25 protein-coding genes and 2 pseudogenes are annotated in these 25,615 nt (G+C 68.3%); 11 read left to right on the plus strand and 16 right to left on the minus strand.

All coding sequences use genetic code 11. The features are described from left to right. From ABEB00_RS02645 to hemL, 4 genes are all read right to left on the minus strand, one after another. Entirely contained in the window at nucleotides 1-633 is a 633-nt protein-coding gene (locus tag ABEB00_RS02645) for a TlpA family protein disulfide reductase (protein ID WP_345617157.1), read from the minus strand. Nucleotides 634-699: 66 nt separating this feature from the next. Beyond that, complete coding sequence (locus ABEB00_RS02650; RefSeq protein WP_345617158.1) at nucleotides 700-2,037, minus strand: polysaccharide deacetylase family protein; 1,338 nt, start codon at nucleotides 2,035-2,037, stop codon at nucleotides 700-702. A gap of 290 nt (nucleotides 2,038-2,327) precedes the next feature. Beyond that, nucleotides 2,328-3,017, minus strand: a complete 690-nt coding sequence (locus ABEB00_RS02655; protein ID WP_345617160.1) for a histidine phosphatase family protein — start codon at nucleotides 3,015-3,017, stop codon at nucleotides 2,328-2,330. Next, nucleotides 3,014-4,330, minus strand: a complete 1,317-nt coding sequence (hemL, locus tag ABEB00_RS02660; protein ID WP_345617161.1) for a glutamate-1-semialdehyde 2,1-aminomutase — start codon at nucleotides 4,328-4,330, stop codon at nucleotides 3,014-3,016. Before hemL ends, ABEB00_RS02655 begins: the two co-directional genes overlap by 4 nt. Nucleotides 4,331-4,903: 573 nt before the next feature. Here hemL and ABEB00_RS02665 point away from each other — a divergent pair. After that, the gene (locus tag ABEB00_RS02665; protein ID WP_345617162.1) at nucleotides 4,904-5,341 is read left to right on the plus strand and encodes a hypothetical protein; all 438 of its coding nucleotides are present in this window, start codon (nucleotides 4,904-4,906) and stop codon (nucleotides 5,339-5,341) included. Between the two features lie 106 nt (nucleotides 5,342-5,447). Here the strand turns inward: ABEB00_RS02665 and ABEB00_RS02670 are convergent, their stop codons facing one another. Both ABEB00_RS02670 and ABEB00_RS02675 read right to left on the minus strand, forming a co-directional pair. Then, on the minus strand, nucleotides 5,448-6,539 hold the full coding sequence (locus ABEB00_RS02670; RefSeq protein ID WP_345617163.1) for an IS630 family transposase: 1,092 nt from the start codon (nucleotides 6,537-6,539) through the stop codon (nucleotides 5,448-5,450). Nucleotides 6,540-7,349: 810 nt separating this feature from the next. Further along, a complete protein-coding gene (locus ABEB00_RS02675) occupies nucleotides 7,350-8,762 on the minus strand; it encodes a hypothetical protein (RefSeq protein ID WP_345617164.1) in 1,413 nt (470 codons plus the stop codon). A 212-nt stretch (nucleotides 8,763-8,974) separates the two neighbouring features. Between ABEB00_RS02675 and ABEB00_RS02680 the strand changes: the two genes are divergently transcribed. Beyond that, the gene (locus tag ABEB00_RS02680; protein ID WP_345617165.1) at nucleotides 8,975-9,937 is read left to right on the plus strand and encodes a hypothetical protein; all 963 of its coding nucleotides are present in this window, start codon (nucleotides 8,975-8,977) and stop codon (nucleotides 9,935-9,937) included. A 66-nt stretch (nucleotides 9,938-10,003) separates the two neighbouring features. Here the strand turns inward: ABEB00_RS02680 and ABEB00_RS02685 are convergent. Beyond that, nucleotides 10,004-10,560: pseudogene (locus ABEB00_RS02685) on the minus strand (tyrosine-type recombinase/integrase); the annotation flags it as partial. Between the two features lie 123 nt (nucleotides 10,561-10,683). Here ABEB00_RS02685 and ABEB00_RS02690 point away from each other — a divergent pair. Both ABEB00_RS02690 and ABEB00_RS02695 read left to right on the plus strand, forming a co-directional pair. Next, the gene (locus tag ABEB00_RS02690) at nucleotides 10,684-12,006 is read left to right on the plus strand and encodes a tetratricopeptide repeat protein (RefSeq protein WP_345617166.1); all 1,323 of its coding nucleotides are present in this window, start codon (nucleotides 10,684-10,686) and stop codon (nucleotides 12,004-12,006) included. Between the two features lie 19 nt (nucleotides 12,007-12,025). After that, on the plus strand, nucleotides 12,026-12,742 hold the full coding sequence (locus ABEB00_RS02695; protein WP_345617167.1) for a 2'-5' RNA ligase family protein: 717 nt from the start codon (nucleotides 12,026-12,028) through the stop codon (nucleotides 12,740-12,742). Here the strand turns inward: ABEB00_RS02695 and ABEB00_RS02700 are convergent. Further along, complete coding sequence (locus ABEB00_RS02700) at nucleotides 12,720-13,115, minus strand: ATP-binding protein (RefSeq protein WP_345617168.1); 396 nt, start codon at nucleotides 13,113-13,115, stop codon at nucleotides 12,720-12,722. The genes ABEB00_RS02695 and ABEB00_RS02700 overlap by 23 nt on opposite strands. Nucleotides 13,116-13,452: 337 nt before the next feature. Between ABEB00_RS02700 and ABEB00_RS02705 the strand changes: the two genes are divergently transcribed. The 7 genes from ABEB00_RS02705 to ABEB00_RS02735 all read left to right on the plus strand — a co-directional run bounded on the left by ABEB00_RS02705 (nucleotide 13,453) and on the right by ABEB00_RS02735 (nucleotide 18,388). After that, nucleotides 13,453-13,881: a DUF6415 family natural product biosynthesis protein gene (locus ABEB00_RS02705; RefSeq protein ID WP_345617170.1), complete on the plus strand. Its 429-nt coding sequence runs from the start codon at nucleotides 13,453-13,455 to the stop codon at nucleotides 13,879-13,881. Beyond that, nucleotides 13,878-14,582: a hypothetical protein gene (locus ABEB00_RS02710; RefSeq protein WP_345617171.1), complete on the plus strand. Its 705-nt coding sequence runs from the start codon at nucleotides 13,878-13,880 to the stop codon at nucleotides 14,580-14,582. The genes ABEB00_RS02705 and ABEB00_RS02710 overlap by 4 nt, the downstream gene beginning before the upstream one ends. A 49-nt stretch (nucleotides 14,583-14,631) precedes the next feature. Then, on the plus strand, nucleotides 14,632-15,750 hold the full coding sequence (locus ABEB00_RS02715; protein WP_345617172.1) for a radical SAM protein: 1,119 nt from the start codon (nucleotides 14,632-14,634) through the stop codon (nucleotides 15,748-15,750). After that, a complete protein-coding gene (locus tag ABEB00_RS02720; protein ID WP_345617173.1) occupies nucleotides 15,747-15,959 on the plus strand; it encodes a hypothetical protein in 213 nt (70 codons plus the stop codon). Before ABEB00_RS02715 ends, ABEB00_RS02720 begins: the two co-directional genes overlap by 4 nt. An 85-nt stretch (nucleotides 15,960-16,044) precedes the next feature. Then, a complete protein-coding gene (locus tag ABEB00_RS02725; RefSeq protein ID WP_345617231.1) occupies nucleotides 16,045-16,854 on the plus strand; it encodes a protein kinase family protein in 810 nt (269 codons plus the stop codon). Nucleotides 16,855-17,444: 590 nt separating this feature from the next. Further along, on the plus strand, nucleotides 17,445-17,699 hold the full coding sequence (locus ABEB00_RS02730; RefSeq protein ID WP_345617174.1) for a hypothetical protein: 255 nt from the start codon (nucleotides 17,445-17,447) through the stop codon (nucleotides 17,697-17,699). A 68-nt stretch (nucleotides 17,700-17,767) separates the two neighbouring features. Then, nucleotides 17,768-18,388 carry a DUF5753 domain-containing protein gene (locus tag ABEB00_RS02735; RefSeq protein ID WP_345617175.1) on the plus strand — a complete coding sequence of 207 codons (621 nt, stop codon included), beginning with the start codon at nucleotides 17,768-17,770 and terminating at the stop codon, nucleotides 18,386-18,388. Between the two features lie 129 nt (nucleotides 18,389-18,517). On the opposite strand, the gene ABEB00_RS02740 is transcribed toward ABEB00_RS02735, so the two are convergent. From ABEB00_RS02740 to ABEB00_RS02775, 8 genes and pseudogenes are all read right to left on the minus strand, one after another. After that, nucleotides 18,518-18,994, minus strand: coding sequence for a PIN-like domain-containing protein (locus ABEB00_RS02740; protein ID WP_345617176.1), 477 nt, complete (start codon nucleotides 18,992-18,994; stop codon nucleotides 18,518-18,520). Beyond that, a complete protein-coding gene (locus ABEB00_RS02745; RefSeq protein WP_345617179.1) occupies nucleotides 18,994-19,743 on the minus strand; it encodes a hypothetical protein in 750 nt (249 codons plus the stop codon). The genes ABEB00_RS02740 and ABEB00_RS02745 overlap by 1 nt, the downstream gene beginning before the upstream one ends. A gap of 503 nt (nucleotides 19,744-20,246) precedes the next feature. After that, a complete protein-coding gene (locus ABEB00_RS02750) occupies nucleotides 20,247-20,780 on the minus strand; it encodes a hypothetical protein (RefSeq protein WP_345617180.1) in 534 nt (177 codons plus the stop codon). Nucleotides 20,781-20,886: 106 nt separating this feature from the next. After that, entirely contained in the window at nucleotides 20,887-22,875 is a 1,989-nt protein-coding gene (locus ABEB00_RS02755; RefSeq protein WP_345617181.1) for a hypothetical protein, read from the minus strand. Beyond that, nucleotides 22,872-24,035, minus strand: a complete 1,164-nt coding sequence (locus ABEB00_RS02760; RefSeq protein WP_345617182.1) for a 5'-methylthioadenosine/S-adenosylhomocysteine nucleosidase family protein — start codon at nucleotides 24,033-24,035, stop codon at nucleotides 22,872-22,874. Before ABEB00_RS02760 ends, ABEB00_RS02755 begins: the two co-directional genes overlap by 4 nt. Continuing rightward, nucleotides 24,036-24,775: pseudogene (locus tag ABEB00_RS02765) on the minus strand (NUDIX hydrolase). A gap of 163 nt (nucleotides 24,776-24,938) precedes the next feature. Next, nucleotides 24,939-25,097: a hypothetical protein gene (locus ABEB00_RS02770; RefSeq protein WP_345617183.1), complete on the minus strand. Its 159-nt coding sequence runs from the start codon at nucleotides 25,095-25,097 to the stop codon at nucleotides 24,939-24,941. A 126-nt stretch (nucleotides 25,098-25,223) separates the two neighbouring features. Beyond that, the gene (locus tag ABEB00_RS02775; RefSeq protein WP_345617184.1) at nucleotides 25,224-25,604 is read right to left on the minus strand and encodes a thiol-disulfide oxidoreductase DCC family protein; all 381 of its coding nucleotides are present in this window, start codon (nucleotides 25,602-25,604) and stop codon (nucleotides 25,224-25,226) included. Between the last annotated feature and the right edge of the window lie 11 nt (nucleotides 25,605-25,615).

The following is a 25,615-nucleotide window of genomic DNA, read 5'->3' on the forward strand; positions in this document are numbered from 1 at the left end:
TCACTTCTCCGCGAGGACGGGGGCGACCATCTTGCGCAGCTTCTCCTCGCTGAGTGCCTGGAGCGTGCGCGCGGCGATCTTCCCCTCCCGGTCGATGACGAGGGTGGAGGGGATGGCCTGCGGGTTGAGCGTGCCCTTCTCGAAGCGGAGCATCAGCTTGCCCGTGGGGTCGTACAGGCTCGGGTAGCTGATCGCGAACTCCTTCTCGAAGTTCCTGGCCGGTCCCGTCGAGGCGTCGCGGGTGTTGATGCCGACGAACTGGACGTCCTCGTCCTTGATGTCCTGGTAGACCTTCTCGAAGTTCTTGGCCTCGGCCCGGCAGGGCGGGCACCAGGAGCCCCAGACGTTGAGGACGACGACCTTGCCCTTGTAGTCGGCTACGTCGAGCTGCTTGCCGTCGACGGTCTTGCCGGACAGCTCGGGGATGTCCGCGCGGTCACCCTTGTCGACGGTGGCGACACCGTCGGAGCCGGTGATGTAGTTCGTGTTGCCGCCGCCGCCCGAAGTCCCTCCGGAGCCGCAAGCGGACACGAGCAGCGCGCACGCGACGGCCCCTATGGTCAGGGCGGCGCGGCTGCGGACGCGGGTGGTGGCGCGGTTCGAGCACAGGGGGGCGCGGCTGGCGGCACTCATGTGAAAAGTTTCGCATGTCCGTTCCGAGGATCTTGCGCACCCCCCTTCCGGGCGGGAACCCGCATTTCAGACAGCGTCCGCGGCGGCGGTCGAGGAGGTGGGCGAAGAGGTGGCCGAGGAGGTGGGCGAAGAGGTGGCCGAGGAGGTGGTCGAGGAGGCCGGCGAGGACCCCGCCGCCGAGCCCCGCGGCTCTCCGAGGAAGGCGCTCCAGCCGCCGGCCGGCGCGGTGCCGACGTCCAGGGTGCGCATCCGGGCGAGCGTCTCGGGCCGCTGGACGTCCAGCCAGTCGGCGAACTGCCGGAAGGAGACCATCCGGATGTCGCCGCCCTTGTCCCGCTCCCGGGCGATGTGTTTCAGGGCGGTCTCGACGGCGTCCATGTAGATGCCGCCGTTCCACTCCTCGAAGTGGTTGCCGATGAAGAACGGCGCCCGGTTCGTCTCGTAGGCCCGCCGGAAGCCGGATATGTACGCCTGGCCGGCCTGCTCGCGCCAGCCCGGGTAGCGGTGGGCGGGCGCCTTGGTCGAGTTGACCGACTGGTTGGCGAGGATGTTGTAGTCCATCGACAGGACCTCGAAGGAGTGGCCGGGGAAAGGTATCTGCTGCAACGGCAGGTCCCAGATCCCGTTCCGCTTCACCGGCCACACCTGGAGGCCGCCGGGCGAGGAGGCGTCGTAGCGCCAGCCCAGTTCACGGGCGGCGGGCAGCAGGTTCTCCTGGCCGAGCAGGCAGGGCGTGCGCCCGCCGACGAGTTCCTTGTCGTAGTCGAAGGGCAGGGCGGGCAGGTCGGTCCAGCCGGTGTGGGTCCGCCACCGGGTCACGAACTTCTTCGCCTGGTCGATCTCGCTGCGCCACTGCGCGGGGGTCCAGTGGGCGACGGAACCGGAGCCGGCGCAGAAGTGGCCGTTGAAGTGGGTGCCGATCTCGTGCCCGTCGAGCCAGGCCCGGCGGACGTTCGTCAGCGTCTCCCTGATGTGGCCGTCGGTGAGGTAGCCGATGTCGGAGGCGCCGCGCAGGTTGTTCGGCGGGTCGTAGAGCCGCTTCTTCGACTCCGGCAGCAGGTACAGGCCGGAGAGGAAGAACGTCATGTGCGCGCCGTGCTCCTCGGCGAGGTCGAGGAAGCGCGGGAAGAGCCCGTTGCCGACCTCGCCGGCCCCGTCCCAGGAGAAGACGACGAACTGCGGCGGGGCCTCGCCGGGCTCCAGCGGCCGCGGCGCCCGCGGCTGGTGCGGCTGCCCGCCGGTGAACTCCGTCGATCCGTCGCCGAGCGGCCGGACGGTCGCGGGGCTGCTGGAGGCGGAAGGCTGCGCGCCGGCGCCTTCGGCGTGCCGCGAGCCGCCCGAGGGAGAGGGGCCGCAGCCCGCCAGCCCGACGGCGGCCGCGGCCCCGGCACCGAGCCCGAGCACCCCGCGGCGGGTCGGTGCACCGGGGGCGGTGCGGTCATCAGGAGCGGCACTGCGGCCGGATTCAGAGCCATGAGAGCTTTGGGTGCTAGGAGAGCTTCGGGCGCTTTGAGAGCTATGGGTGCTGCGGGGGTGAATGCGCATCGCGTCCCCGTTCGTCGCGTTCTGCTGGTGGTCATCCAGTCAGAGGACGCGACGAACGGGCGGGTTCCGGAAATACGTGCGGATTCCGTGACGAAGGTCATGAATCCCACGGCGCAGGTCATGAACCCCTAGGGCGCAGGTCGGCCGGGTCAGGCTCCGAACGCCTTGCCCTTCCCCTTCACCGGCCTGGCGCCCGCGAGGAGGTGGGCCGGGACGAGGTCGCGGGCCGGCTCGGAGTAGCCGACGGAGACGATCCGGTCACCTTTGTAGGTGAACGTCGTCAGGGACGCCAGCGTGCACTGCCGCCGGCGCGGGTCGTGCCAGAGCCGGCGCCGCTCGACGTACGAGCGCACGATCCAGATCGGGAGCTGGTGGCTGACCACGACCGCCTCGTGGCCCCGCGCCCGGTCCTTGGCCGCGTTCAGCGCGCCCATCATCCGTACGACCTGGTCGACGTACGGCTCACCCCAGGACGGCCGGAACGGGTTGACCACGTGCTTCCAGTTGGCGGGGCGGCGCAGCGCGCCGTCGCCGATGCCGAAGGTCTTGCCCTGGAAGACGTTGCCCGCCTCGATGAGCCGCTCGTCGGTGCCGAGGTCGAGCCCGTGCGCCTTGGCGATCGGCGTGGCCGTCTCCTGCGCCCGCTCCAGCGGGGAGGCGACGACGTACGTCACATCGCGCGGGGCGAGGTGCTCGGCGACCCGGTCGGCCATGCGGCGGCCCAGGTCGGAGAGGTGGTAGCCGGGCAGGCGGCCGTAGAGGACGCCGGTGGGGTTGTCCACCTCGCCGTGGCGCATCAGGTGGACGACGGTCAGGTCGTCGTCGCGCTGCTCGCTCATGCCGTCGCCTCCGCCGCCGCGCGGGCCGCCGCCGGAAGGGCGTCGGCGATCCGCTGGACGGCCCGCTCGTCGTGGGTGGTCGACACGAACCAGGACTCGAAGGAGGACGGCGGCAGGTAGACGCCGTGCGCCAGCATCGTCTGGAAGAAGGCGGTGTAGCGGAACGACTGCTGCGCCTTGGCGTCCTCGTAGTTCCGCACCGGCCGGTCGGTGAAGAAGACGGAGAACATGTTGGACGCGGTCTGCAGCGTGTGCGCGACGCCCTCCTTGGTCAGGGCGTCGGTGACCAGGGCCTGGACCTGCGTCGAGACCGCGTTGACGGTGCGGTACGCCGCCTCGTCGAGCAGCCGGAGCTGGGCGAGGCCGGCGGCCGTGGCGACCGGGTTCCCGGAGAGGGTGCCGGCCTGGTAGACGGGACCGGCCGGGGCGAGGTGCGCCATGATGTCGGCGCGGCCGCCGAACGCGGCGGCCGGGAACCCACCGCCCATCACCTTGCCGAAGGTCATCAGGTCGGGGACGACGCCCTCGACGCCGAACCATCCGGCGCGGCTGGTCCGGAAGCCGGTCATGACCTCGTCGGAGACGAAGAGCGCGCCGTTCGCCGCGCAGGCGTCCTTCAGTCCCTGGTTGAACCCGGGCAGCGGCGGTACGACGCCCATGTTGCCCGGTGACGCCTCGGTGATCACGCAGGCGATCTCACCGGGGTGGGCGGCGAAGGCGGCGTGCACGGCGTCGAGGTCGTTGTACGGCAGGACGATGGTGTCGCTCGCCTGGGCGCCGGTGACGCCCGGCGTGTCCGGCAGCGCGAAGGTCGCCACTCCGCTGCCGGCCGCGGCGAGCAGGGAGTCGACGTGGCCGTGGTAGCAGCCGGCGAACTTGACCACCTTGGTGCGCCGCGTGAAGCCGCGGGCCAGCCGGATCGCGGACATGGTCGCCTCGGTGCCGCTGGAGACCAGGCGCACCTGCTCCAGCGGGGCGACCCGCTCGACCATCGCCTCGGCCAGCGCGACCTCGCCCTCGGCGGGCGTGCCGAAGGACGTGCCGCGGGCGGCCGCGTCCTGGACGGCGGCGATCACCTCGGGGTGGGCGTGCCCGAGGATCATCGGACCCCAGGAGCACACCAGGTCCACGTACTCGCGCCCGTCGGCGTCGGTGAGGTACGGGCCGCTGCCGGACACCATGAAACGGGGGGTGCCGCCCACCGCGCGGAAGGCGCGCACCGGGGAGTTCACACCGCCGGGCGTCACGGCCGCCGCACGGTCGAACAGCGCCTGCGAGGCAGGTGCTTCGTATGGATATGCCAGTTCGCTCATGACCTGCGACTTCTCCGACCTTCTCGACCTTCTCCGACTTCTCGGACTCCGGTTGCCTGGGTGACCTCCTCAGGGTAGGCCAGCGGTCCCGGGGGCGGCGGGGGCGGGCGGGCCGGTGGAGGGAGGAGGGTGATGATCGGACAACCAGTCCCCTGGTCGCGTCGTCTGCAAGACTGGGGAGGACGGGAGCCCGCGTCGGAGCAGCCCGGAGCCGGACACATGCGGCAAGTGACCGGAAGGCGGAGGCGGGCGGCGGCTTCCGGCGACCTGCGGACAGATGGTTCAGCGCACGTTTCGGCGGGCGGCCGTGGGGGAGGTCACTGACACGATGATCGGGTTGCGTGGCGGGGGTTACGCGTCCTAGAAAAGCAGTCGGGTGGAGATATGCATCGCGGTGGCGGACTGGGCGAGGGGACCGATGGCCTGGGTCCTCGACGCGCCCGGCGGGGCAGGCACCGGCGCGAGGCGGAGGAACCCACCGAGGCACGACAGGGCCACGGTGTACCGAGTGAGCCCGACCGGCTCGACCGCGGGGTCGACCGGCCCCGGGCCGGGAGCAGGAATGGTGGTCGGGTGGGGGTGACGTACAAGTACTTCGGTGCGCCCGACGGCGCGACCGCGGCCCGCGTCCCGATCTCCATGCGCCCCGAGGAGCTGGGCGGCGACGAACTGGGCATGAACGGCATGTTCACCAAGATCAAGCCGGAGACCATGGCCGCCATGGTCCTCACCGGCATCGAGGGCGTCCCCCTCCACCGCGTGCCCCCGCTGGAACTGGTCGTCCTGCACCCCGACTACGCCGTCGTGAAACTCCCGATGACCGTCGTCGACCCGCTGCGCGGCATCGGCGAGGAAGCGGTCGGCGCGGCGGCCTTCATCTGGTCGACGGTCCCGGACCGGGGCGGGCCGCGGGACGCGTTCAACGTGTACCGACTGCTCCACGAGTGGCAGGACTTCAGCCACCGGCTGCACGAGGCGGGGCATCAGGCGTACTGCCTGGTGTGGCCCTGAGCTGGGGTTTCGCGCGGTTCGGGCGGGGCTTTCGGGCTCCGCCCTCGCCATGTGCCGGGAGGGGACGTCAGGTGGCCGGGGCACATTGAGGGCACATGGGTTAGGGCTAGTCTTCTGAGTCAGGAATTCTGTCCAGATAGCTGGCGAGGCGTTCGAGGATCTCGTTTGCGGTCTTCGTCCAGACGTAGGGTTTGGGATCGGTGTTCCATGCGGCGATCCAGGAACGGATGTCCTTTTCCAGGGCCGGGACGCTCTTGTGGACGCCTCGTCGTATCTGTTTGTTGGTCAGCTCGGCGAACCACCGCTCGACCAGGTTGAGCCAGGACGATCCTGTGGGTGTGAAGTGCAGGTGGAAGTGCGGGTGGGCCAGCAGCCAGGTCTTGATGGCCGGGGTCTTGTGGGTGGCGTAGTTGTCCAAAACCAGATGCACGTCCAGGCCCGCCGGCACCTCTTGGTCGAGCTTGATCAGGAACTTCTTGAACTCCTCGGCGCGGTGCCGACGGTGCAGGGAACCGATCACCTTGCCGGTGGCCACCTCCAGGGCGGCGAACAGCGTGGTGGTGCCGGCACGCACGTGGTCGTGGGTGATCCGCTGCGGGACGCCCGGCATCATCGGCAGCACCGGCTGTGAGCGGTCCAGGGCCTGGATCTGGGACTTCTCGTCGACGCAGAACACCAGAGCGCGCTCGGGCGGGTCGAGACAGAGGCCGACCACGTCGTGGACCTTGTCGATGAAGTACGGATCCGTGGACAGCTTGAAGGTCTCCGAGCGGTGCGGCTGCAGGCCGAAAGCCCGCCAGATCCGCGACACGGTCGACTGCGACAGGCCCATCTCCCGCGCCATCGCCCGTGTCGACCAGTGCGTGGCGTTCTTCGGCGTCGACTCCAGCGTGCGGGTCACCACGGCGGCGACCTGCTCGTCGGTAACCGTTCTGGGCCCACCCGACCGCGGCATGTCGCCCAGCCCGGCGATCCGGTGTTCCACGAACCGCTTCCGCCACCGGCCCACCGCATGCGGTGTCGAGCCCAGCTCGGCGGCCACGTCCTTGTTCGACGCCCCGGTGGCGCACGCCAGGATGATCCGGCACCGCAAAGCCCACGCCTGCGGCGTGGAACGGCGCCGCACCCACCCCTCCAGCGCAGCCCGTTCCGCATCCGACAGGATCAACTCGGCCTTCGGCCGCCCAGTACGCGCCACCCCACAACCCTACACATCTGAACAAAATTCCTGACTCAGAAGACTAGAGCACTGATGTGCCCTGAGCTTCGCCGGTGTCCTTGGGGCTCCGCCTCGGTGAAGGAGTAATCGATCGCCTTGCCGGCGCGTGTACGTCCGCAACGTGAAGCCGAAGTCCGAGGTAGTCGGAGAGCGTGAGGTCGAAGTACAGCTCAGAAACGTCCCTGACCTGCGTATACGAGGTCGGCGCACCGTGGTGCACAACCGGTGCATAACTGGGCGAGGGCCGCCGGCTGAACCGGTCAGCAACTTCAAATGGCGCTCACCAGCGATGCCGCTGACCGGATCAACCCTCGTCTTGCCCTGCTCCGGTCCCTCTGGGTGTATGGTCCCCATCGCTTGGGTCGACAGCCAGGGTGCCCGGGGCGGTGACCCTTGTTGAGTGATCCCGAGAGCCGGGATCGGTGTTGGCGCTCAGTTCGTGCCGGACCTGCCGCCACGCACGGATGATTTGTGGCAGCCTCTCGAGCACCTCGCTGATCTGCGCCAGCAGTAGCGTGACGCAGCCGGACGCGGCGAGGATGACGAGGGTCACTTCGTCCCACTTCACCGGGGGCCTCTACCTTCTGCTGGGTCGTCTCGCGGCGCTCGGGCAGCTACAGAACCGCGCGACCGAGTCTGACGTGGACGTGGTCACTGGCAACACGCTTGACGGCAGTGGGGATAGCGAACTGCGCGGGCGAAGGACGCCGTGGGCAACCGTTCGGGTGCCCTGGTGCGAGGGCTTTTCCAAGCCCGGTCCGTCAGCGGACGGGCAGGCCGGGTGGCGCATTAGCCGAGTAGGGCCTGGCGGGAAACCCAGTCGAGGGCGTCTGCCCCCAGCTGGCCGGGCGCTTCGACCAACGCGGCTTCTACCGCCGCGAGATCTGTTAGCGCCTCGGGTGCGCCCGACATGTCCAGCACGGCGAGACGGTCCATTGCTGAGGCGACGGCGCCAGGCCAGCCTGGCATACCGAAGTGGGTAGGAACTTTGAACACAGCCGAAGTGGCTCTATGCAGCAACCCCGCGCGCCAGCCCTGTTCACGCATCACTTCCGCGGTGAACCAGACCCGGTCGTCGACGTGCTGGACAAACTCCGCCACGGATTCGGACATCGCCCGCAGCGTGAAGCGCGAACCGCCGGCCCACGGAAGGTCCAGGTCCGAGGCGACGGCCACGAACGCGAGCAGCATCTCAGGCCCGTCCTCCCGTGCGGCCACCAGCGCGGCGCGAGCCCTGCGGTATAGATCGATGCTCTGCGCGAAGATCTCCCCGTCGCTTGGCCCGTCGTCGGCCGCGTGGATCACGTCCAGCGGCCCCTCGCGCCAGGCGTCTACCACCAGCCCGACCGCCGCCGCGCTCACCAGGGCATCCGTATCGTCGGCGTCGATACCGAAGTGCGCCAGGACAACGGGGGACTGCTCCTCAATGTCCGGCAGCAGCGAGTCCCTCTCCTCGGCCTCGGTCCTTCCCAAGAGAGCCGCGAGCCGAGGCGACAGAGGTTCGGGCTCCGGCTGCTCCACGGTGATTCCGCGCTTCGCCAGATCCTCGAAGACGGCGTCCGGTCCGCAGTCGATGTGAGAGGAGTCATGTCGTCCCGAGCAGCCTTCCAGGCATTCGAGCTCCTCGCACATCTCCGGCTCCTCAGGCTGCGCCTCGTTGATGAGGTGATAGGCGAGCCGTTCCGCCACCGCCTCCCGCGCTGTGATCATCGCCAGGTCGAGCCGGAACGCCTCGTCCCTCAGCTCTGAGTCCTCGCGCTCCGCAGAGGTAGGTGGCTCCGGCGCCTCCGGGACAGAGGCGTACGCCGACTCCAGCGGGACCAGCAGCCAGGCGACTTGCAGCGGCTCGGTGTCACCGTCCCGGGCCAGCCCGGCCACGGCCTCCGCGGCCTGCCGCGCACTGTCGAGCCGGCCGAGATGCCGCTCACGCACCGGCAGCCAGGTCGCGGACTCCGTTCGGGCCCGCTCGGCGTCCTGGGTCAGTGCAGCGTCACGGGCCCGCCGCGCCCGGGCGACCAACCGGGTTAGACAGGGATGGCAGCCGAACAGTCCCGACTCGGGAGTCGGCCCGAGCGGTACGGGCGGCCGATTTTCAAAGGGCTTGTCACAGAGGCAGCAATCCAGCGCCCCCACCTGGCGGGATAGAGGGACAGTCGGCAGTGCGGACCGGATCATGGCATAGGCGTAGTTAGGGATGTGCACGGGAGCAACTCCTACGGAAACGGCACCGGCTCGCTCACAACGCTGTCTCCATGCTCGGGGCCTCCTTCGATTGCTTGTCATCGTTTGGCGCCCGGGACGGGGAAGTTGACGCAATCTGGCATGTGGCACTCTGCCTGCGACTTTTACGCTCTTGGCGCTATCTGACGGTCATCCGGGCCGCCATCTGAAAGATCGAAGGGATCTGTCGTTTCGTGACTCCCAACACCGTCTCTCTTCCGAACGAAGCCCACGAGAAGCTGGTACGCGCCCTCGAAGAGCTCCACCGGGCGGCGGGCCGCCCTGGCATGCGAAAGGTGAGCGCCCTGATCGCTGAGGGCGACCACCCGGCGGTCGTCAGCCATGAGGGAGTCCGTACGACCCTCAAGGGCCTGAACGTCCCGCGCTGGGAGACCGTGCAGTCGATCGTGGCGGTGCTCGCCAGCGCCTGCGTCGATCCACCCCGAGACCCGACGGCCGAGGTGGCGCGATTCCTGCCCCTATGGCGCGCAGTGCGGGAGGGACAGCCGGGTGGCATGAAGTCGGCCCGGGAACTGGCACTATCACGGGGGTGGGGCACGGATGGCGGGCAGTGGACCGCTGAGGCGGTCGTCGGCGTGATGATTAACCCGTTCAACGCCATTGAGATCGCCCCCTCGCTCGCGGTGCCGCACGAGCCTGTGATCTCAGAGGACGAATGGGTGCAGGTTGGTGTCCGCCTCATCGAGGAGAACGGTGCCGAGTTTGCTCTACGTGCTCTCCTGCGAACCCTGAAGGGCGACTACCTGGGCGCCGAGGAGGGCAGCCCCTTCGGCTACCACTATCCGGACCAGGAAGCGGTCGAAATGCATACGGCCTTCCGCTATGGCTGCGACCGGATACTCCAGCGCCTGGCAGTCGAGCCGAACCTCCTTCAGCGGTCGATCAGCGCCATGCATGCTGACGAGACCATGGACCGTGAGGACCGTATCGAGATGCTGCGCGCCGAATCGGACGTGTCCTTGATGCGGGAGGTCATGACCGCGACACCAGAGACCTGGCATGAACTCTCCGAGGAAGCCCACCATCAGCTCTTTGGCTATCTCATCAAGGCGATCGGCCCGGTGGGCAGATTCGGGCTTCCACCGGACCAGCGGTTCCGCATCACCTGGCGCATCCCTGAGCCGCCTACGGCATAGCTTCGCCGTAAAGTCCCTTCCGTTACCCAAGCCAGCGGTCGCCTCGGGGTCTGCCGCACGATCGGGTGGCGGCCCTGCTGCACTCCCAGCTTCGGACTCCCTGTATTCGGTGAAGGCATCGTCGATCGCGTTGCGGGTCCGGCTCTCGCTGGACGGCAGCAGGTGCGTGTACGTCCGGAGCGTGAAGCCCGGGTCCGAGTGGCCGAGGTACTCGGAGAGCGCCTTGGTGCTCTCCCCGCGTCCAGGAGCACGGAGGCGTACGCGTGCCGGAGGGCGTGCATGCCGTCCTCCGGGGCCGCCTGGAGGTACCTCGCCCCGCGCTCGCGGGGAGGGATCACGCCGGCGGCGACCAGGGCTCGCTTCCAGGCGCCCATGTTGAAGACGCTTCGGTTGTACGCTCGGCCCTTTTCGTCGACGAAAAGCAGCCGGAAGGTCTTGGGCTCGCCGTTGGGCTTCGCCCAGGGCAGCGTGACCGCCGTGGGCGGGAATCGCCTCATGTGGGCCTTGAGGGCAGTGGCCAACTGAGCCGACAGCGGCACTGACCGGATCCGGTTGCCCTTGGGCAGAGCGAAAACCGGCTTCGTGCCGACGAGCAGCACCTGGCGGTTGACGTGGATCCAGCCACTATTGCCTAGTTGCCCCTTGCGTCGGCACTCTTGCGTAGGACATCCCGTACGCCGCACGGTCCGGCGTGCGTGTCGTTTACCGAGGAGCCCTTGGTTCCGCCGACGTGTTGGGAGGTCTCCATGCCCCGTGACACGCTGCTCCGGCAGTTACTCGAAGAGCGGCACCTCACGACTTACGCGGCGTTCGAGGTGCAGTTCTCCCGCGCGGCCCGGAACCTGGCCGAGGAGGCGGGTGACCCTCGGCTGGCCTCGGTCGCGGTCTCTTCGCGACAGTTCGACCGGTGGATGAGCGGTGAGCTGAAGCAGCTTCCCCGCCCCGACACGTGCCGCATTTTGGAGGAGCTGCTGGGCAGGACTGCCCGCGACCTGTTCGCTTCGCCCTCGGCCTATCCGCCGGCCGCCCCAGAACCACTACCTGCGGACGTTCCACCTTCTCCCCAGCCCGGCCCGACTGCCCCCGCCGACGATCCGACGGACATTCTCGCCCGAGCCCGCCAGCTGGCCTGCGGCAACGTCGACCAGACCACTCTGTCCTTTCTCGCCTCCCGGATCGAGGTGATCACCGAGCGGTACGAGAAGGACGGTCCGGACGGCCTGTGGGGACAGACAAAGAGCCTGCACAGCATGGGGCACACCCTGCTCGCCGGTCAGCAACCTCCTTCCGCGCGCAGGGAACTGTTCAGGGTCACCGCACGCGCCGGCGGACTGCTCGGCTACATGGCGGTGAACACCGGCGCGTTCCCCCTGGCTGAGGCGTACTGCGCCGAAGCGCTGGAACTGAGCCGGGCGATCGGCGATCTCGACACCGAGATGTGGGCCTGCGGCACCCAGTCCTTCGCGGCGTACTACGCAGGCCGTTACGACGAGGCCGACGCGCGGGCCGCCGCCGCAGTGGACCGGGCGCCGAACCACCCACAGGCCATCCGACTCCTGGTCAACGGCCGGGCCCGGGCGCTCGGCAAGCTCGGTGACCGGAACCAGGCCGAGCGGGCCATCGGACGGGCGCTGGAACTCTCCGACCGGCATGGCGTGCCCCCCGGCCTGACCTCCTGCATCTCCTTCTTGCCGTATGGGCGGGCCCGCACCCTGGCCAATGCGCTGACCGCCCGTGTCGCTCTGCAGAACACCGAGCACGTGCTGAGAGATGCCAAGGACCTCGACGAGCTGGTCGAGAGGTCCGACTCCGCGTGGAGCCGCTCGCTGGTCCGCCTCGACGTGGCCACCGCGATGCTGCAACGGCGAGCACCGGACGTGGAGCACGCCATGTCCCTCGGGCAACAGGCGATCACTCTGGCCAGCCCGCTGCCGATCAGTTCGGTGCGGCAACGCTCTCGGGATCTGTACGAGCGAGCATCCCCTTGGCGGTCCCGATCGGCGGTGCGCGAGTATGGCGAACGGCTCCGCGTCTGGGGCTGTCAGCTCCCGCCTGCTGAGGCGGGGTGATCACGGAGGAGTTCGCCGGGTGTCTTGGCCGCACGTCCAGCTCAGCGCCGATCCCGCAGCCTTCCCTACCCACCCCCCGGCCGACCTGAGTGACCCGGCGGTGATCGCGGCACACGACCAGGCTGCCTTCGACGCCGTGGAGACCATGGTCGATCACTGGGATCGGCCCGGCTGGACGGCACAGACCCGGGCGTACTACTGGATGCTCACCTTCCCCGGCAGCCCAGCTTTGGCCGACCTCGCTCTTCGCTGCCAGCAGCACCTCGCGCGGCTCGGCCTGGACCCGGTCCCCGACGACGGGTTGCACATCACGCTCACACGCGTCGGTTCCGCCGCAACGCTGCCGCTGAGCCGTCTCGATGACGTCATCAGCGCGGCGGCCCCGCTTCTCCCGGCGGCCTTCCGCCTGCGGGCGGTCCCGCTCGCGGGTTCTCGGGGAGCCGTACGCCTGACGGTCGCCCCTTGGGGCCCGGTACTGGCGCTGCACTCGGCCCTCAGCGAGTCCATGGCTTCACTCGGGCTGGCGCCCCGCAAGCCGACCGCGCTGTTCCGCCCCCACCTGAGCCTGGCCTACAACAACCGGCCACGCCCCGCTGCCCCGGTCATCGAGGCCGTCACCCCACTCCGGGGCCTTGCACCAGTCGATCTGCACGTCCAGGAAGTGCAGTTGGTGGAGCTGCGACGCGAGGACCGCGCCTATCGGTGGAACGTCGTCAAGAGCCTGCCGCTCGGCTGACTGCCGTTTCCCCGCGCGGCAGGACGGCAACGACCGCCTTGCCGACGGCGGTGGTCTCCACGTACCACCGACACGCCAGCGTCTGCACCAGCCACAGCCCACGGCCGGACTCGGCCAGCGGATCGGCAGCCATCTCCGACAGGTGCACACGACCGTCGTCAGGCTCCGGGTCGTGGACCGCGACGATGACCTGATCCCCGCCGATCTCGATGGTCAGACAGTCAGGGCCGGCCGTCGTGTGTCGCACGGCGTTGCCCACCAGCTCGGATACGACCAGCACAGCGTCGTTCACGCAGGGGGCGACGTCGGCCAGGACAGTACGTGCCCGGTCACGGGCCGAGGCAAGGGGATCGCACCGACCGGCCAGGGCCACCCAGTGTGTGTACGGACTGGGCACTGCCGGGCTTGAGTCGTTCAGCATCGCGGTCGCTCTTCCGGTCGTACGAACGGGCGTGACCCACAGGTTCCTCCTGTCTCCAGCGCGTCTCCACGCCGCTCGACCGACGCTTCTCCGCCGTCCAGGCGGCGGGGAGACGACGTAGCGACGGCGTGGAAACGCCACTACGGCAACGGGAACCTCGAAGCCGATCGCCGGCCCTCTCCAGGGACGGACGTTCGGATCGCCGACTTCGTGCAGAGGAGATCACCGTGCCCGCCCCCGTACGAGGTACCTACCGGCTCCGCCTCGCTGTGCCAGAGGAGTCGGCGCGATGACGGCCACCACCATCCGCCCCGGTTGGTCCCATCCCGTGCGAGCCGCCGTACCGCCCTTCACCGAGGCCGGCTTGAGAAGGGTTCTGGAGAAGGTGCAGCGCTGGGCCCCGTACGTCGACGGACTGCTGCTCGATGACGTGGCAGCCGTCCTGGACGACTACACGCCCACCGAACACGAGGTCGACGAGCACGCGCAGCGCCTTCGTGGCCGACTGATGCGGCTCGTCCACCTCGCCTTGGCCCTCAAAGTGGCCGAGCAGGACGGGCAGGTGGCCGACCTCATCGAGCGCGGGCGCACCATCGGGACCGAGGAAGTACCCACTGACCACCGTCGTGCCGTCGGGCACCTCCGGCGCATGGCGTGGACGTTCCACGAACTCCTCGAACGCTTGGTGGCCCAGCAGTGCCTTACGGAGGCACCGTGACCTTCCCGCCCCTCCGCCTCATGTACAACCCGCGGGCCGCCGAGTCGAGAGACAAGAGTCTCTCCCTGGTCCCGTACATCACCCAGAGGGAAGGGGAGGACGCGGCACTGGACAACCTCGTCATCACGCGTCACTCCTCCGGCCCGCGGCTGTACTACGCGGACGAGGACCCCCGGGACCGAGACCCGCGGGGCGTGCTCTGGGCCCGGTGCGGGTGGAACCCTGTCGACACCGACGGCCGGATCTCCGGTGCGCCGCAGTGGAAGCTGATGCACCCCCACCGGCAGATGGTGTGCATGCAGACGCTCACCTGCCAGGTCTGCACAGGTCCCGCCCGCACGCCCCTCGGCTTCATCTTTCTCGCCGGCCCGCGGGATCACGATCCAAGTCGGCCGAGCATCCTCACCAATCAACCTCCGGTGTGCCGCAGGCACACCCGTGCTGCCGCGAGGCTTTGTCCGCACCTGGAGGACGACCCGACGGTGTTCCTGGCCAGGAGCGCACCCCTGTACGGCGTGCACGGCACTCTGTACGGCCAGGACGAGGGCGGTGTGAAGGTCATCGCACAGCCGGATGCGCCCTTGCCGTACGGCCATCCGAACATCGGGACGTTCCTCGCCTCCCAGTTGGTTCGCCGCCTCCAGTCGTTCCGCGTCGTCGGCCTCGCCGAGCTGCTCAACGATCTGGCCACTGCCTCGTAGCTCCCGACGTCGAGCCGCCCCACCCCCTGCCAGACGACATGGAGGCAACGTGCACCAACTGATCGCGAGTCCGTTCCTGGGCCAGTACCTCCTCCTCCGACCCGGTCACGCCAAGGGAGTGGCCATCCCCGAGTCCCGCTTCGAGGAACTGCACACGGCGGTCACCGAGGACCGGTCGGCCCCGGCCTGGCTCGCCGAGGCGGCCACGGCCGCATGGCAGATTCCCCTGCCCACCGGGCCACTGCGGGACACCCTCCTCGTCCGTGAACGCTCCACCTACGGGTATGCGAAGGCGTCATGGGAGATCAACCTCGGCTGTGACCACGACTGCGGCTTCTGCTACCTCGGCGAGAAGCGGTTCGAGGGCCTGGACTGGGACGACAAGACGCGCCTGCTCACGATGCTGCGAGACGCCGGTGTCCTGTGGCTCCAGATCACCGGCGGCGAGGCACTGATCGACCCGCAGTTCGCCGCCGCGTACGAATACGCCACCGGGCTCGGGATGATGATCCAGGTATCGACGAACGGCAGCCAGCTCCACAAAGTGAGGATGCAGGAGCTGTTCGCCCGCCTGCGGCCCTACCGCCTGACGGTGAGCCTCTACGGGGCGATTGGGGAGACCTACGACGCCGTCACCCGCAACCGCGGCGCCTTCGACCGCTTCAGCCGCGGCCTGGACGCCTCCCGTGCGGCGGGCCTGCCCGTGCGAATCAACATCATCGTCGCCGAGGAGAACGCCCACGAGGTGGACGACATGGTCCGCCTGGTGGAAGACCGCTGGAGCTTCCCGTACCAGGTCTTCACGAACATGTCCCCGACGATCGACGGAGAGGCGAAGCCGCTCGCCTCACAGGCCCAGAAGTACGTCCGCGCCCGCCGTGTGTTCACCGGCTGCAACGCCGGCCACACCTTCTTCCACGTGGACCCGCACGGCATCGCCTCGGTCTGCAAGATCGGCCGCGACCCCAGCGTGAACCTCATGACCGAGGGTCTGACCGCCCTCCCCCGACTCGGCGGCATCGCCGAGTCCCTCCAGCTCCGCACCGGTGGATGCTCCGGCTGCTCGAAGGTCGGCACCTGCAGGACATGCCGACCGCTGGCCAAGCTCCACCAGGAGGCGGGGGACAACCGATCGCTCTACTGTCAACACGGAGGTTACGGAGCATGACTCCCACCAGCGCCACCCTGACCCGGCCCGCACCGATCCCGGTCACCATCGGCCTGCGCCCGCCCACAGAGGCCACCGGCACCCTGCCCGTGCCCACCTCCGCGCCCCCGGTCCCTGAGGGCACGTTCCGGATCATCGGCGACCTGGACGTCGACGTCGCCGAGTCCGCCGGGTGCAGCTGCTCGGCCGGCGACGACCAGCCCTACTAGACCGGGGCTCCGCTCCGGCGCGCTGCCCCGGCCGTACGCTGGCCGGGGCAGCCCATCGTCTTCTCCGAGGAACCGCGCCGTGTCCATGATCCGCCGCCACTTCCACGACCTTCCCGTGGAGGCACGCCAGGCCATCGCCGACAAGGCGGGCTCCGTCCACGCCGCCCGCACCGCCGACGGAGGGCTGAACTCGGGCATCGCCGCGTTTCTCGAGACCGATCACGGCCCGGTCTTCGTCAAGGGCATCCCCACCGACCACCCACAGGCCCCGGCCCAGCGTCGAGAGGCCGCGATCAACCCACACCTCCCCCGTGCCTGCCCCCGCCTGTACTGGCACATCGAGGTGGCCGGCTGGGACCTTCTCGGATACGAAGTCCTTCCGGGACGACACGCCGACTACAGCCCGGGCTCCCCAGACCTGCCCCTGGTCGCTGTCGCTCTTGCGGAACTCCAGGAGACCACCGCTCCGACGGACGTTCCCATCAAGGCGGCCGAACAGCGCTGGGCCGCCTATGCCCCGCCGGGAACTGCCGCCCTCTTCGCCGGCGACACTCTCCTGCACACCGACCCCGCCCCGCACAACGTCCTCGTCGACGACCGCGCCCACATCATCGACTGGGCCTGGCCCACACGTGGCGCAGCCTGGATCGACCCCGCCATCCTCATCCTGCGGCTCCTCGAAGCCGGACACACGCTCGTTGAGGCGGACGCCTTCGCCCGCCGCTTTCCCTCCTGGCGCACCGCACCAGCGGAGGCCAAAGAGGCGTTCGCCGCCTCCAACGCTGCGGCGTGGCAGGAGATCGCCCGTGCCGACCCCGCCGCCTGGAAGGGTTCGATGGCTGGCCACGCGGTCGACTTCCACGCCCACCTGCACGCCATGTCAGAGAACAGGTAAAGCGGGGACTGGTACGAGCCCTTCACTCGCGGTCTGACAGATCCCGGCACGGACATGTCCAAACGAAGTAGCTCACGTGCTAGCTGGAGGTGGGCTCACCCGGCGCCGCATGCCGGGCCTTGAACACCTCGGGTTTCATCCCGACGGAAGTCGTGTTCTGATCTAGCCAGCGGCGTCTACCGGTGCAGCGGCGCCTTGCCCGCGGTGAACGAGTCGTCGACGAGTCACCGCCTCCGTAGTGGATCTCCACCTGCCAGCAGTCTGTCATCCGTTTCCATCACAACCGACGAGCACCGTCCACAAGCGCAGAGGACCACAGCGGCCGATTTCAGTCATTGTTCCGCCGCGAGACTCTCGTGGGCGTCTTGTGGGGATTTGCGGTGTGGCGGTGCTCCTTCTTCCCGAGGAAGATGCCCCTTTGTGCCCGCCGTGGGTCGCCGAATCATGGCTGGCACTGGAGACACGGGGGGAAGACTTGACGTACACGGAGCACCAGTCGGTGTTCTCCGGTCCTGCGGTGCCCTTGGGGGTCGCGGGCGACACCCGAGCGGTGATCGGGCAAGGGGTCTACACGCGTCACCACCGAAGCTGTGGACAAGGCCCGCGAAAGCATCGACGATCTGCGGCAACGCCTTGAAGCACTGCGTGGCCAGTACCCCGAAGTGGACGCCGCCCTGCGCGACCTGGACATGATCACCCCACGGCTGGACGAGCCAGACCACGATCCGGGCACCGTGCGCTACGTGCTCCAAAACCTCGTCGAACGATGCGGAGGCATTCCCGGCGTCCTCGCAGCAGCTCAGCTCGTTCAGTCCACGGTCGTGGCGCTACTGCCCGGCTCTTGAGTCCCTCGCCGCACAGGAGACATCCACCGACGTGCGCTGACCCGTTCAAATGGCCAGGAGGGAAGGCAATGACCAAGTCAGTACCGTGGCAGGAGCGCCTGTCCACCGGCACGGAAGCCGTCCAGGAAGACGTGATCCGCTGGTATCAGCGAACGAAAGAAGGTAAAGCGTACGTCCCCGACATGATCTGGGGGACTCTCCAGACCGAGGCGTACGCCACCGTGATTCTGAAGCAGGTCGTACGCTTTCTCGGCGTTCCCGACGACGTGCCGGCCGGAGTGGCCAAACGCATGGAACGGCAAGGGGTTCTACACGACGGCAACCACCACTACGACGTCATCCTCGGTGAGCAGGCCCTCTACACGAACATCGGTGGCCCCACCGTAATGCGTGGCCAGATCGACCGCCTCCTGCGCGACATCGACCTGCCATCCCTCGCCTTGGGCATCATCCCTGCCTCAGCGCGCCTGGTCATGTTCCCCGCCCCTGCCTTCGGGATCTACGGCGAGGGCGACACTGTCAACGTGGAACTTGTCTCCTCGGAGCTGGACATCACCGACGAAAGCGAGGTCGCTCTCCACCATAAGATGTTCGACTTGCTACGCGAGGGAGCCGCCTACGGCACAGAGGCCGTTTCGCTTCTGCGACAGGCTCAGTCCTTCTGGGCCAAGTCGCCTCTCACGGAGTAGGTCCGCCGGACAGCCGCATCGCCCCACGTCAATGCTTCGAGCTGCAGAGCTCGTCGGCCACACACAACGTCGGCGCGGATCGGTCGATGATGGCCCACGGAAGCAGGGCGTTGGTTCCTTCGAGACCGTTCAGCGATGTCGAGCCCGGGGCTGGATGCCAAGCCGCTGGGCTGCCTGAAGGAGCCGCTGCTCCAGCTCTTCGCGGGAGGTAAGTATCAGTCCGTGCTGGGCCATGGTGTAGGCCCACGGCCCTGGTGTCCCTGTCAGCTCCCGAATATCAGGTAGGAGAGTATTGAAGAGCCTTAGCTGGTCATTCGCCCGCAGGTTGTTGTTGGCGTAGACAAGATATCGAGCACGGTGCTTGAGAACGGCAGCGATCTCTGTGGGACGAGAGCTTGAAAGGATCTTCTTGTCGGCTCCGACGCAGATCCGCCTCTCTGCAGCAGCCTCTGCCAGCCACGCCTCGTCACTGACATTCTCGGCGGCCTTGACGCCGTACCTCTCACCGATGGAGACCGTGTCAGGGCAGAGGCTCTTCACACCCTTAACGAAGTCGTCGCCGTTCGTGCTCCGGTCCAGAAACAGCCGCAGCGGCGGCAGACTCATCATCCGGCGAGACGGAGGTAGTAGTCGACCTCGGCAACCTGCTCTTCGGGCAGTCCTTGTGCGGCAGCTGCCTCTTCGAAAGGGACGCCCTCAGCAATAGCATCTTCGACGAGGGAAAGGGGGGTGCCGTTGTGGACGAAATAAGGCTGCCCGAAGTTGACGTCCGCCTTCACCGCAATCTCTGCAACTTCCCAGCCAGGCAGTAGAACTCGGTTGGCGTAGGCAGCCACACCATCGGCGTCGTAGCTGATCTGCTTCATGTACCGCTCGACGACCTCGCGGAATACGTACTGCCCGTTACGCAGGACGATGACCTTGCGAGGCTCGATGCGTTCCTCACCATCGAGGTGATCGCTCACTTCGTAGAGCAGTTCCGCCCCATCGGTGTACAGGCGTCGGGACGCCAGTGCGTGCTCGACACCAAGTTCGTCGCGAACCAGTTCCAGTGCAGGTCGGATCTTCTGCATGGGCACGTTGGCTGCCCTCAACGCCGATAGGAACATGCCTTCGGCGAGTCCGATGAACGGTACGGATGCGCCAGTACGCGGGTTGCCCAGAGAAGTGATCAGAGGGGCGCCGACGACGTCCGGGCGATCCGGGAAGTGATTGTGGTAGCCGCATGCCCACGACCGGAACGTGGACGAGGGAGTGCGGAGGTACCGGGCCGCTGCCTCCTGGGTGTACAGGGGCACGCTGAAGCGGGTGTCCACATTGAGGAACGCGTTGATCAAAGCACCGATGTCCGACACGATCCGCCTCCCCTCCGCTCTACCCCTTAGTCTGCCCGCTTCCATGCGGCCGGATGGCCTCTGCACAATATCTGAGACGCGCGCGGGTGGAGTCCATACGGCTTACGCATCCGACACAGGTCATCGTTCCCCAGCGGTCTCCGTACGTGAGTGTCGCGTGACCGGACTGGTGCGGCACGAGTCGTCACGAGAAGACCGCCTCATGCCACCTGTGATCTACTGCTCTCGTTCCAGCCGCCGAGGGCACATCGAGGGCACATGAACCTGGAAAACGGCGTTGACCGGTGAGAACTACTGGGTGGAGTTTCTGCAGATCAACGCGCGTTTCACCGGGAAACCCAGGCCAACACCCCGTCCCTCCCATTCGCTGCACGAGTGGCAGGACTTCAGCCACCGGCTGCATGAGGCGGGGCATCAGGCGTACTGCCTTGTCTGGCCCTGAGCCGGGGGCGTCGATGGTCGCGGGCGGGGTCTTCGGCGGGGCGGGGCGCGCCGGCCCGGCACTACCGCTCCGCATAGCGCAGAAACTGCCGGCCCAGTACCGCCAGGGCGAGTGCCTGTGCGAGGGAGACGATCACGAGTAGCGGCCGGACGTCGGACGAGCACCAGAACGCGGTCATACAGATCACCGGCAGGACCACGAACGTGAACAGATCCATGGCGTTCTGCAGTCGCTTGCGCGTGGCACGGCTCGCATCGTCGCGGTGGTAGGTCTCCCAGCCGAACACCACGCCGTGGGCGCCGGTCAGCTCGGCCAGCCGCGGTCCCAGACGGTCCCGGATGTAACAGCCGACCGCCGAGATCTTCTCGTCGTTGACCAGGTAGGTCCAGCCCAGGACCAGGCAGATCACCGGGACGGTGAGCAGCAGTTGGACCTGCCGGCTCTGGACGGTGATCGCCAGGACCGCGGTGGACGCGGCGAGGGTGAAGTAGAGCAGGTTGTCACGGAATCCGATCCGGGTCTTCTGCTCCTCCTTTATCCGGTCGTACTCGGCCAGCAGCAGTCTGCTCTCGGTGACGTCCTCGGTGGCGGCCACGGCCCTTCCTAAGCTCGGTACCGGCTGGGCTGATGAGTGGGCGGGCAGGGCTCCGGCCCCTGCCCGCCCGGAAGGCCCGGAAGACTCACCGGAAGGCCCGGAAGACTCAGTCGTCAGCGCGGAAGGGCGGCAGATTGTTGGGGTTGTTCCGTTCGATCCACCCCTTTCCGTCCGCCGCGATGCCTTCCAGGAGGCGGAAGGTGTGGATGAAACCAGCCGCATTGAGGTTGATCTCGGCGATCTCCTGGGCGTTCTCGTCCGGCGCCAGTTGATGGGTGTCGGCGTCCTTGACACGAATGTTCCTGGACGGCCCGTTGGTGAGGACGAGCTCCAGGTCGTAGCCGACCTGGGCACGTTCCGTGACCTGTACGGAGGACAACGCGTCGAACCGGTAGTTGCTCCGCTGCTCGTCCCCGCGTTTCGCGTCGGCGAAATCCAGCTCCGTGCTGATCTCACGGACGCCGTCCTGTGTGACCAGGAAAAGCCGGAAGCTGTAGCGCGAGTACCGCCAGGGACCGCCCTTCAGACGCCCTCGCTTGTAGGGACGTGCGGGCGTCACCAGAATGGAGTGGGTGATCAGGTCGCGCCAGGTGAGCTGGTAGTGACGGAGTGCTTCGTCGACGAACAGCGTCTTGTCGCAGGTGAGCCAGGTCTCCATTTCCAGCTCACTGGGTCGCGTGATGTCCAGGAACGACTTCCAGGTCAGGTACGCGATCTGCCGGGCGGCCAGCCGCTCCTCGTACTCCTTGGTCTCCTCGGTCATGCGGCGCTCTTCGCTCTTGGCCTCCAGCCACGAGGACGCCGCCGCGCGTCCGGACCGGACCGCAACTCCCAAGGCCAGGAGGGCCAGCAGCATCCGCATCACGCCGCTGCCCGAGGCCACTGTTCCGAGCAGGATCAGGGTCGTGATGCCGAGAACGACGCACGCGACCACGCACAGCGCCTTCTCCAGCGCCGGCGTCCGGTTCTGGCTCTGGTCGCGGTGATCGAGCAAGGTACCCGCGGTGTGCCGCTCCCGGGCGTCCTCAGCGAGATGGCGGATCAGCCAGTTGACCCGGTCCACGCCGATCCGGCTCTCTCGGTAGAGAAGCGCGATCTCGGTGACGAGGACGTCGCGGAGGTGGGCGGTGTGACTGAGCCATTGACGCGGGGTGACTCCGTGGGGCACGCCGGTACTGAAGTGGTAGTCGAACGATTGACGGACGCGGTGGGTGAACCCGTCTCCGTTGGAGGCGGAATCGTGCAGGTGCAAGCCGTGCTGCTCGCTGTTCCTGGCCTTCGACCGATGTTTCTGGTACCACCATCGGTGACCGAGACGAGCCGCGGTCAGACCCGTACCGAGCGCCACCAGCAACTCGACGACCGCCGCGGCCGGATCCGCGAGCAGTGCCAGGATCCAGAGGAACGCGGTGACGACGACGAACACGCCGGCACGCACCGGGAGGGCCGCCCGGGCGGCAGCGGCGGTGCTCGGACGGGGCGGCATGGCCCGAGGCCCGATGGGGTCGGGTTCGAAGTAGGCCCAGACCCGTCGGGTCCGGTTGCTGCCGAAACGGGCCGTCTCGGCCCGCTCGCGGTTCTCGGCCCACAGGCTGTCCTTCAGCCCTCCGGTGAGGACGAGGTCGAGGTGGCGGAGGATCTGGTCACGCCGGCGCGACGACAGGGCTCGCAGCCGCTCCAGTACGCGTCCCGTTCCACCGTCCGCGGTGCTGAGCATCGCCAGCAGCTCGAAAGCGATACGCAGCGCGTCTTTCCACTCCCCCTCGGCGTAGGTCTCCACGAGCCGGGAGGCCTGACGCAGCCGCTGGAGTTCTTCGGTGCCGAGGTCGTGGTAGGCGCGTGCGCTGAGCATGGCGAGCACCCAGTGGAAGCGGACCTCCGCGTTGTCGTGTCCGTGGGCGATCGCGTCACTGATCAGGTCGCGGGCCCGGCTGGGGACGCCGTCCGCCAGGAACCGCACACCGACCGTGTACTTCTCCTGGGGCGAGGCGTCCGGATGAACGAAGTTGACGGTGGAGTTGTGTACCACCTCGGCCTGGAATCCGACGGTGGAGCCGTACGCCGCGTTGTGCGTGCCAGCGCTGCCGTCGTTCATGACAAGTCACCGGCGGCGAGGACCAGCGGTGCCAGCCTGGCCGCCAGCTCGGGGAAGTCCGCGATCAGACCCCGTAATCGCTTGAGTGCCAGGGTCGCCCGCTTGGACGATTCGGGGGAGTTCTCCCTTGCCGCCCGGCGGGCGAAGCCCAGCTCGGCCAGCGCCTCCCGATGGGTGTCGTCGTCGAGGGCGCCCTCGGCGTGGTGACGCTTCAGGTGCTCGCGGAAGCCGTCCAGTTCCGCGACCAGGTCCGCCGGACCGGTCACCCTCGCCGGGGCGTTCAAGGAGACACTGCTCCCCTTGACCGAACCGGCCATGATGCCGACGGTACTGTCGTGGGCGGTGTTGCTGATGTGCCCTTTGAGCCTGTCGGGCGCATGGGCCCGGTCTTCCTGGGACATGGCGATCTGCTCCTGTTCTCCCACCAGTTCCACGGCCAGCCGGGTGGCGAACGCCGCCGCGTTCGCCGCGGCCCGCGGTTGCCGGTCACGGTCCTCCGCGCTGTTCTTCGTACCGTCGGCCCAGTCGCTGATTCCCCGGATGACGGCCACCGGCGCCCCGTTGAGATGAGCGGCCTGCGCCACACCGGCGGCCTCCATCTCGATCGCGAGCGCGTCGTTGTAGTGCTGCCGGATCCACCGCGCCTCGGCCGAGATCCTCGAGTTCTGTACGACCTCGCCGGCGGCGATCGCGCCGAAGCGCACCTGCGGCGCCTGCTCCTGACCGGGCGTCTCGTCGGCCCAGTCGTTCACCCGAGCCAGATGCGAGCCGAGCTGGCTGATGCCGTGCGCCGCCTCCCACACCCGGGGACGGGCCTTGAGTCCGTCGTCCTCACTGGTCCCGCCGTGGTAGGCGTACACATGTGTCGCCATCACCACGTCGCCCATTCTGGCGGTGTCCCACAGGGCACCGGCGACGCCGACGAACAACACGGCCACCGGCGAGAACTCCTGTATCGCGCGCTCGGCGATCACCGCGGCGGAATGATTGCCCTTGTTGGTCAGACCGAGCGCGACACGGCATGAAGTGCCCCGCACGGTTCCCACCTCGAACCGCGTCCCACGCTCATGACGGCGCACCTGTGGACCGGCCAGTTTCCGGTGCACTGCCTGGTACTCGAGATTGAGGGCGGTGAGGATCACCACCAGGTCTTTCGACATCTACTCCTCTTCCTCTCTCGTGTCTTCGTCCGTCGTGGACGGCGCGGGCCGGATCAGCGGTGGGGACAGCACCGTCTTCGGCCCGGCCCGGTACAGCCGCGCGGGCCGTCCTCCCGTGGTCCTGCGTGCCGAGCCGGCGGGGACGATGAATCCCTTCACGGCCTGGATCTTCCGGTAGAAATTGCGGGTGTCGAGTTCGGTGCCCCACACCGCCTCGTACACCTGCTGCAGCTCAGCGATGGTGAAGACCTCGCCGCAGAATGCCGTGGCCAGCGCCGAGTATTCGAGCTTGGTGCGCGCGCTCTCGACTCCGTCCGTCACGATCCGGCGGTGGTCGAAGGCCAGTTCCATCTCTCCGGACAGGACGGCTGCCGCGGGAACCCACGCGACATCCGCGGCGTCCGTTCCCGCGACCGGTTCGGGCAGCCCCGGCGCGATCGCCAGGTGAGCCACGGAAACGACTCGCCCCCGTGGGTCACGGCCTGCGGTCCCGTAGGTCGCCAACTGTTCAAGGTGCACCCATCCGGCGCCCAGAGCGGTTTCCTCAGCTCGCGGTGGGCGGCGTCCAGAATCTCCTCACCCGCGTGATTGAGGAATCCGCCGGGCAGCGCCGGCATGCCCTGAAAAGGATCTTCGCCCCGCTCGACGAGCAGGACACACAGTCGCCCCTCACGCAGCGTCAAGATCACGAGATCGACCGTCAAGAGCACCGGCGGGGGTGACCACACGTCAGCTTGCATGCCCTGCACCGTACTTCGTTTCCTGTCAGTATGACAAGAAGGCGAGATGAGGCCGTTGTCGCCGCATGGCGGAGGCACTCCAGCTCCCGGACCCCGGGACCCACGTGGGGGGGGCGGCACTGCGGGGGGGGGGAGGGTGGCCGGACGGGCGGCCCGCTTCATCTCATCGGGGAGGGCTGACCACGGGCCTCGCCGCGGTGGTCGCCGCGGTGGTCGCCGCGGTGATGGTCGCCGTCGTGTCGACGCCGGCGACCGCCACACCCGCACCGCTGGGTACCGCCGCCAGTTCCTCGGTTCTGGCGGGTTCCGGGGTCACGAACACCGGTGACACGGTGCTCAGTCAGGACCTAAGGGTGACGTCGTTCCACTCGCGTGCGGTCGGCGCTGGTCCCTGGACGCGCGCCGAAGCGGGGGCCGGGTCCGTGCCCCGCGGGCCGGCCCCGCACCGTCAGCGGCGGTCCGCGGGGAGGGCGCAGGCCGCGGTTCCGCCCGGCAGGCGGGCGCGGTTGTCCGCGACGATCCGGTAGACGCCGTGCGCCACCCACCGCAGGGGCGGCAGGGTGAGCAGCGCACCGAGGACGGCCCACCCCTTGCCCGCGCGCAGCAACAGCCTGGCGACCGCCTGCGCTCCCCCGAACACCGTCCCGGCGGGCGTGATCCACAGCACCTCGTACTCGGCCCGTCGCCGCGTGGTGCCGAGCGAGGCCAGGTCCGCGAACTGCCATGGCGTGACGGAGCAGTCGGGTCGCAGCAGGCGCTGGAGGACGGTCACTGACGTCGTGCAGAAACGGCAGTCACCGTCGTAGACCAGCACAGGTCGGGTCCTCATGACGTCAATCC

It is taken from the genome of Streptomyces ziwulingensis (genome assembly GCF_039542605.1).
Taxonomy (GTDB): Bacteria; Actinomycetota; Actinomycetes; order Streptomycetales; family Streptomycetaceae; genus Streptomyces; species Streptomyces ziwulingensis.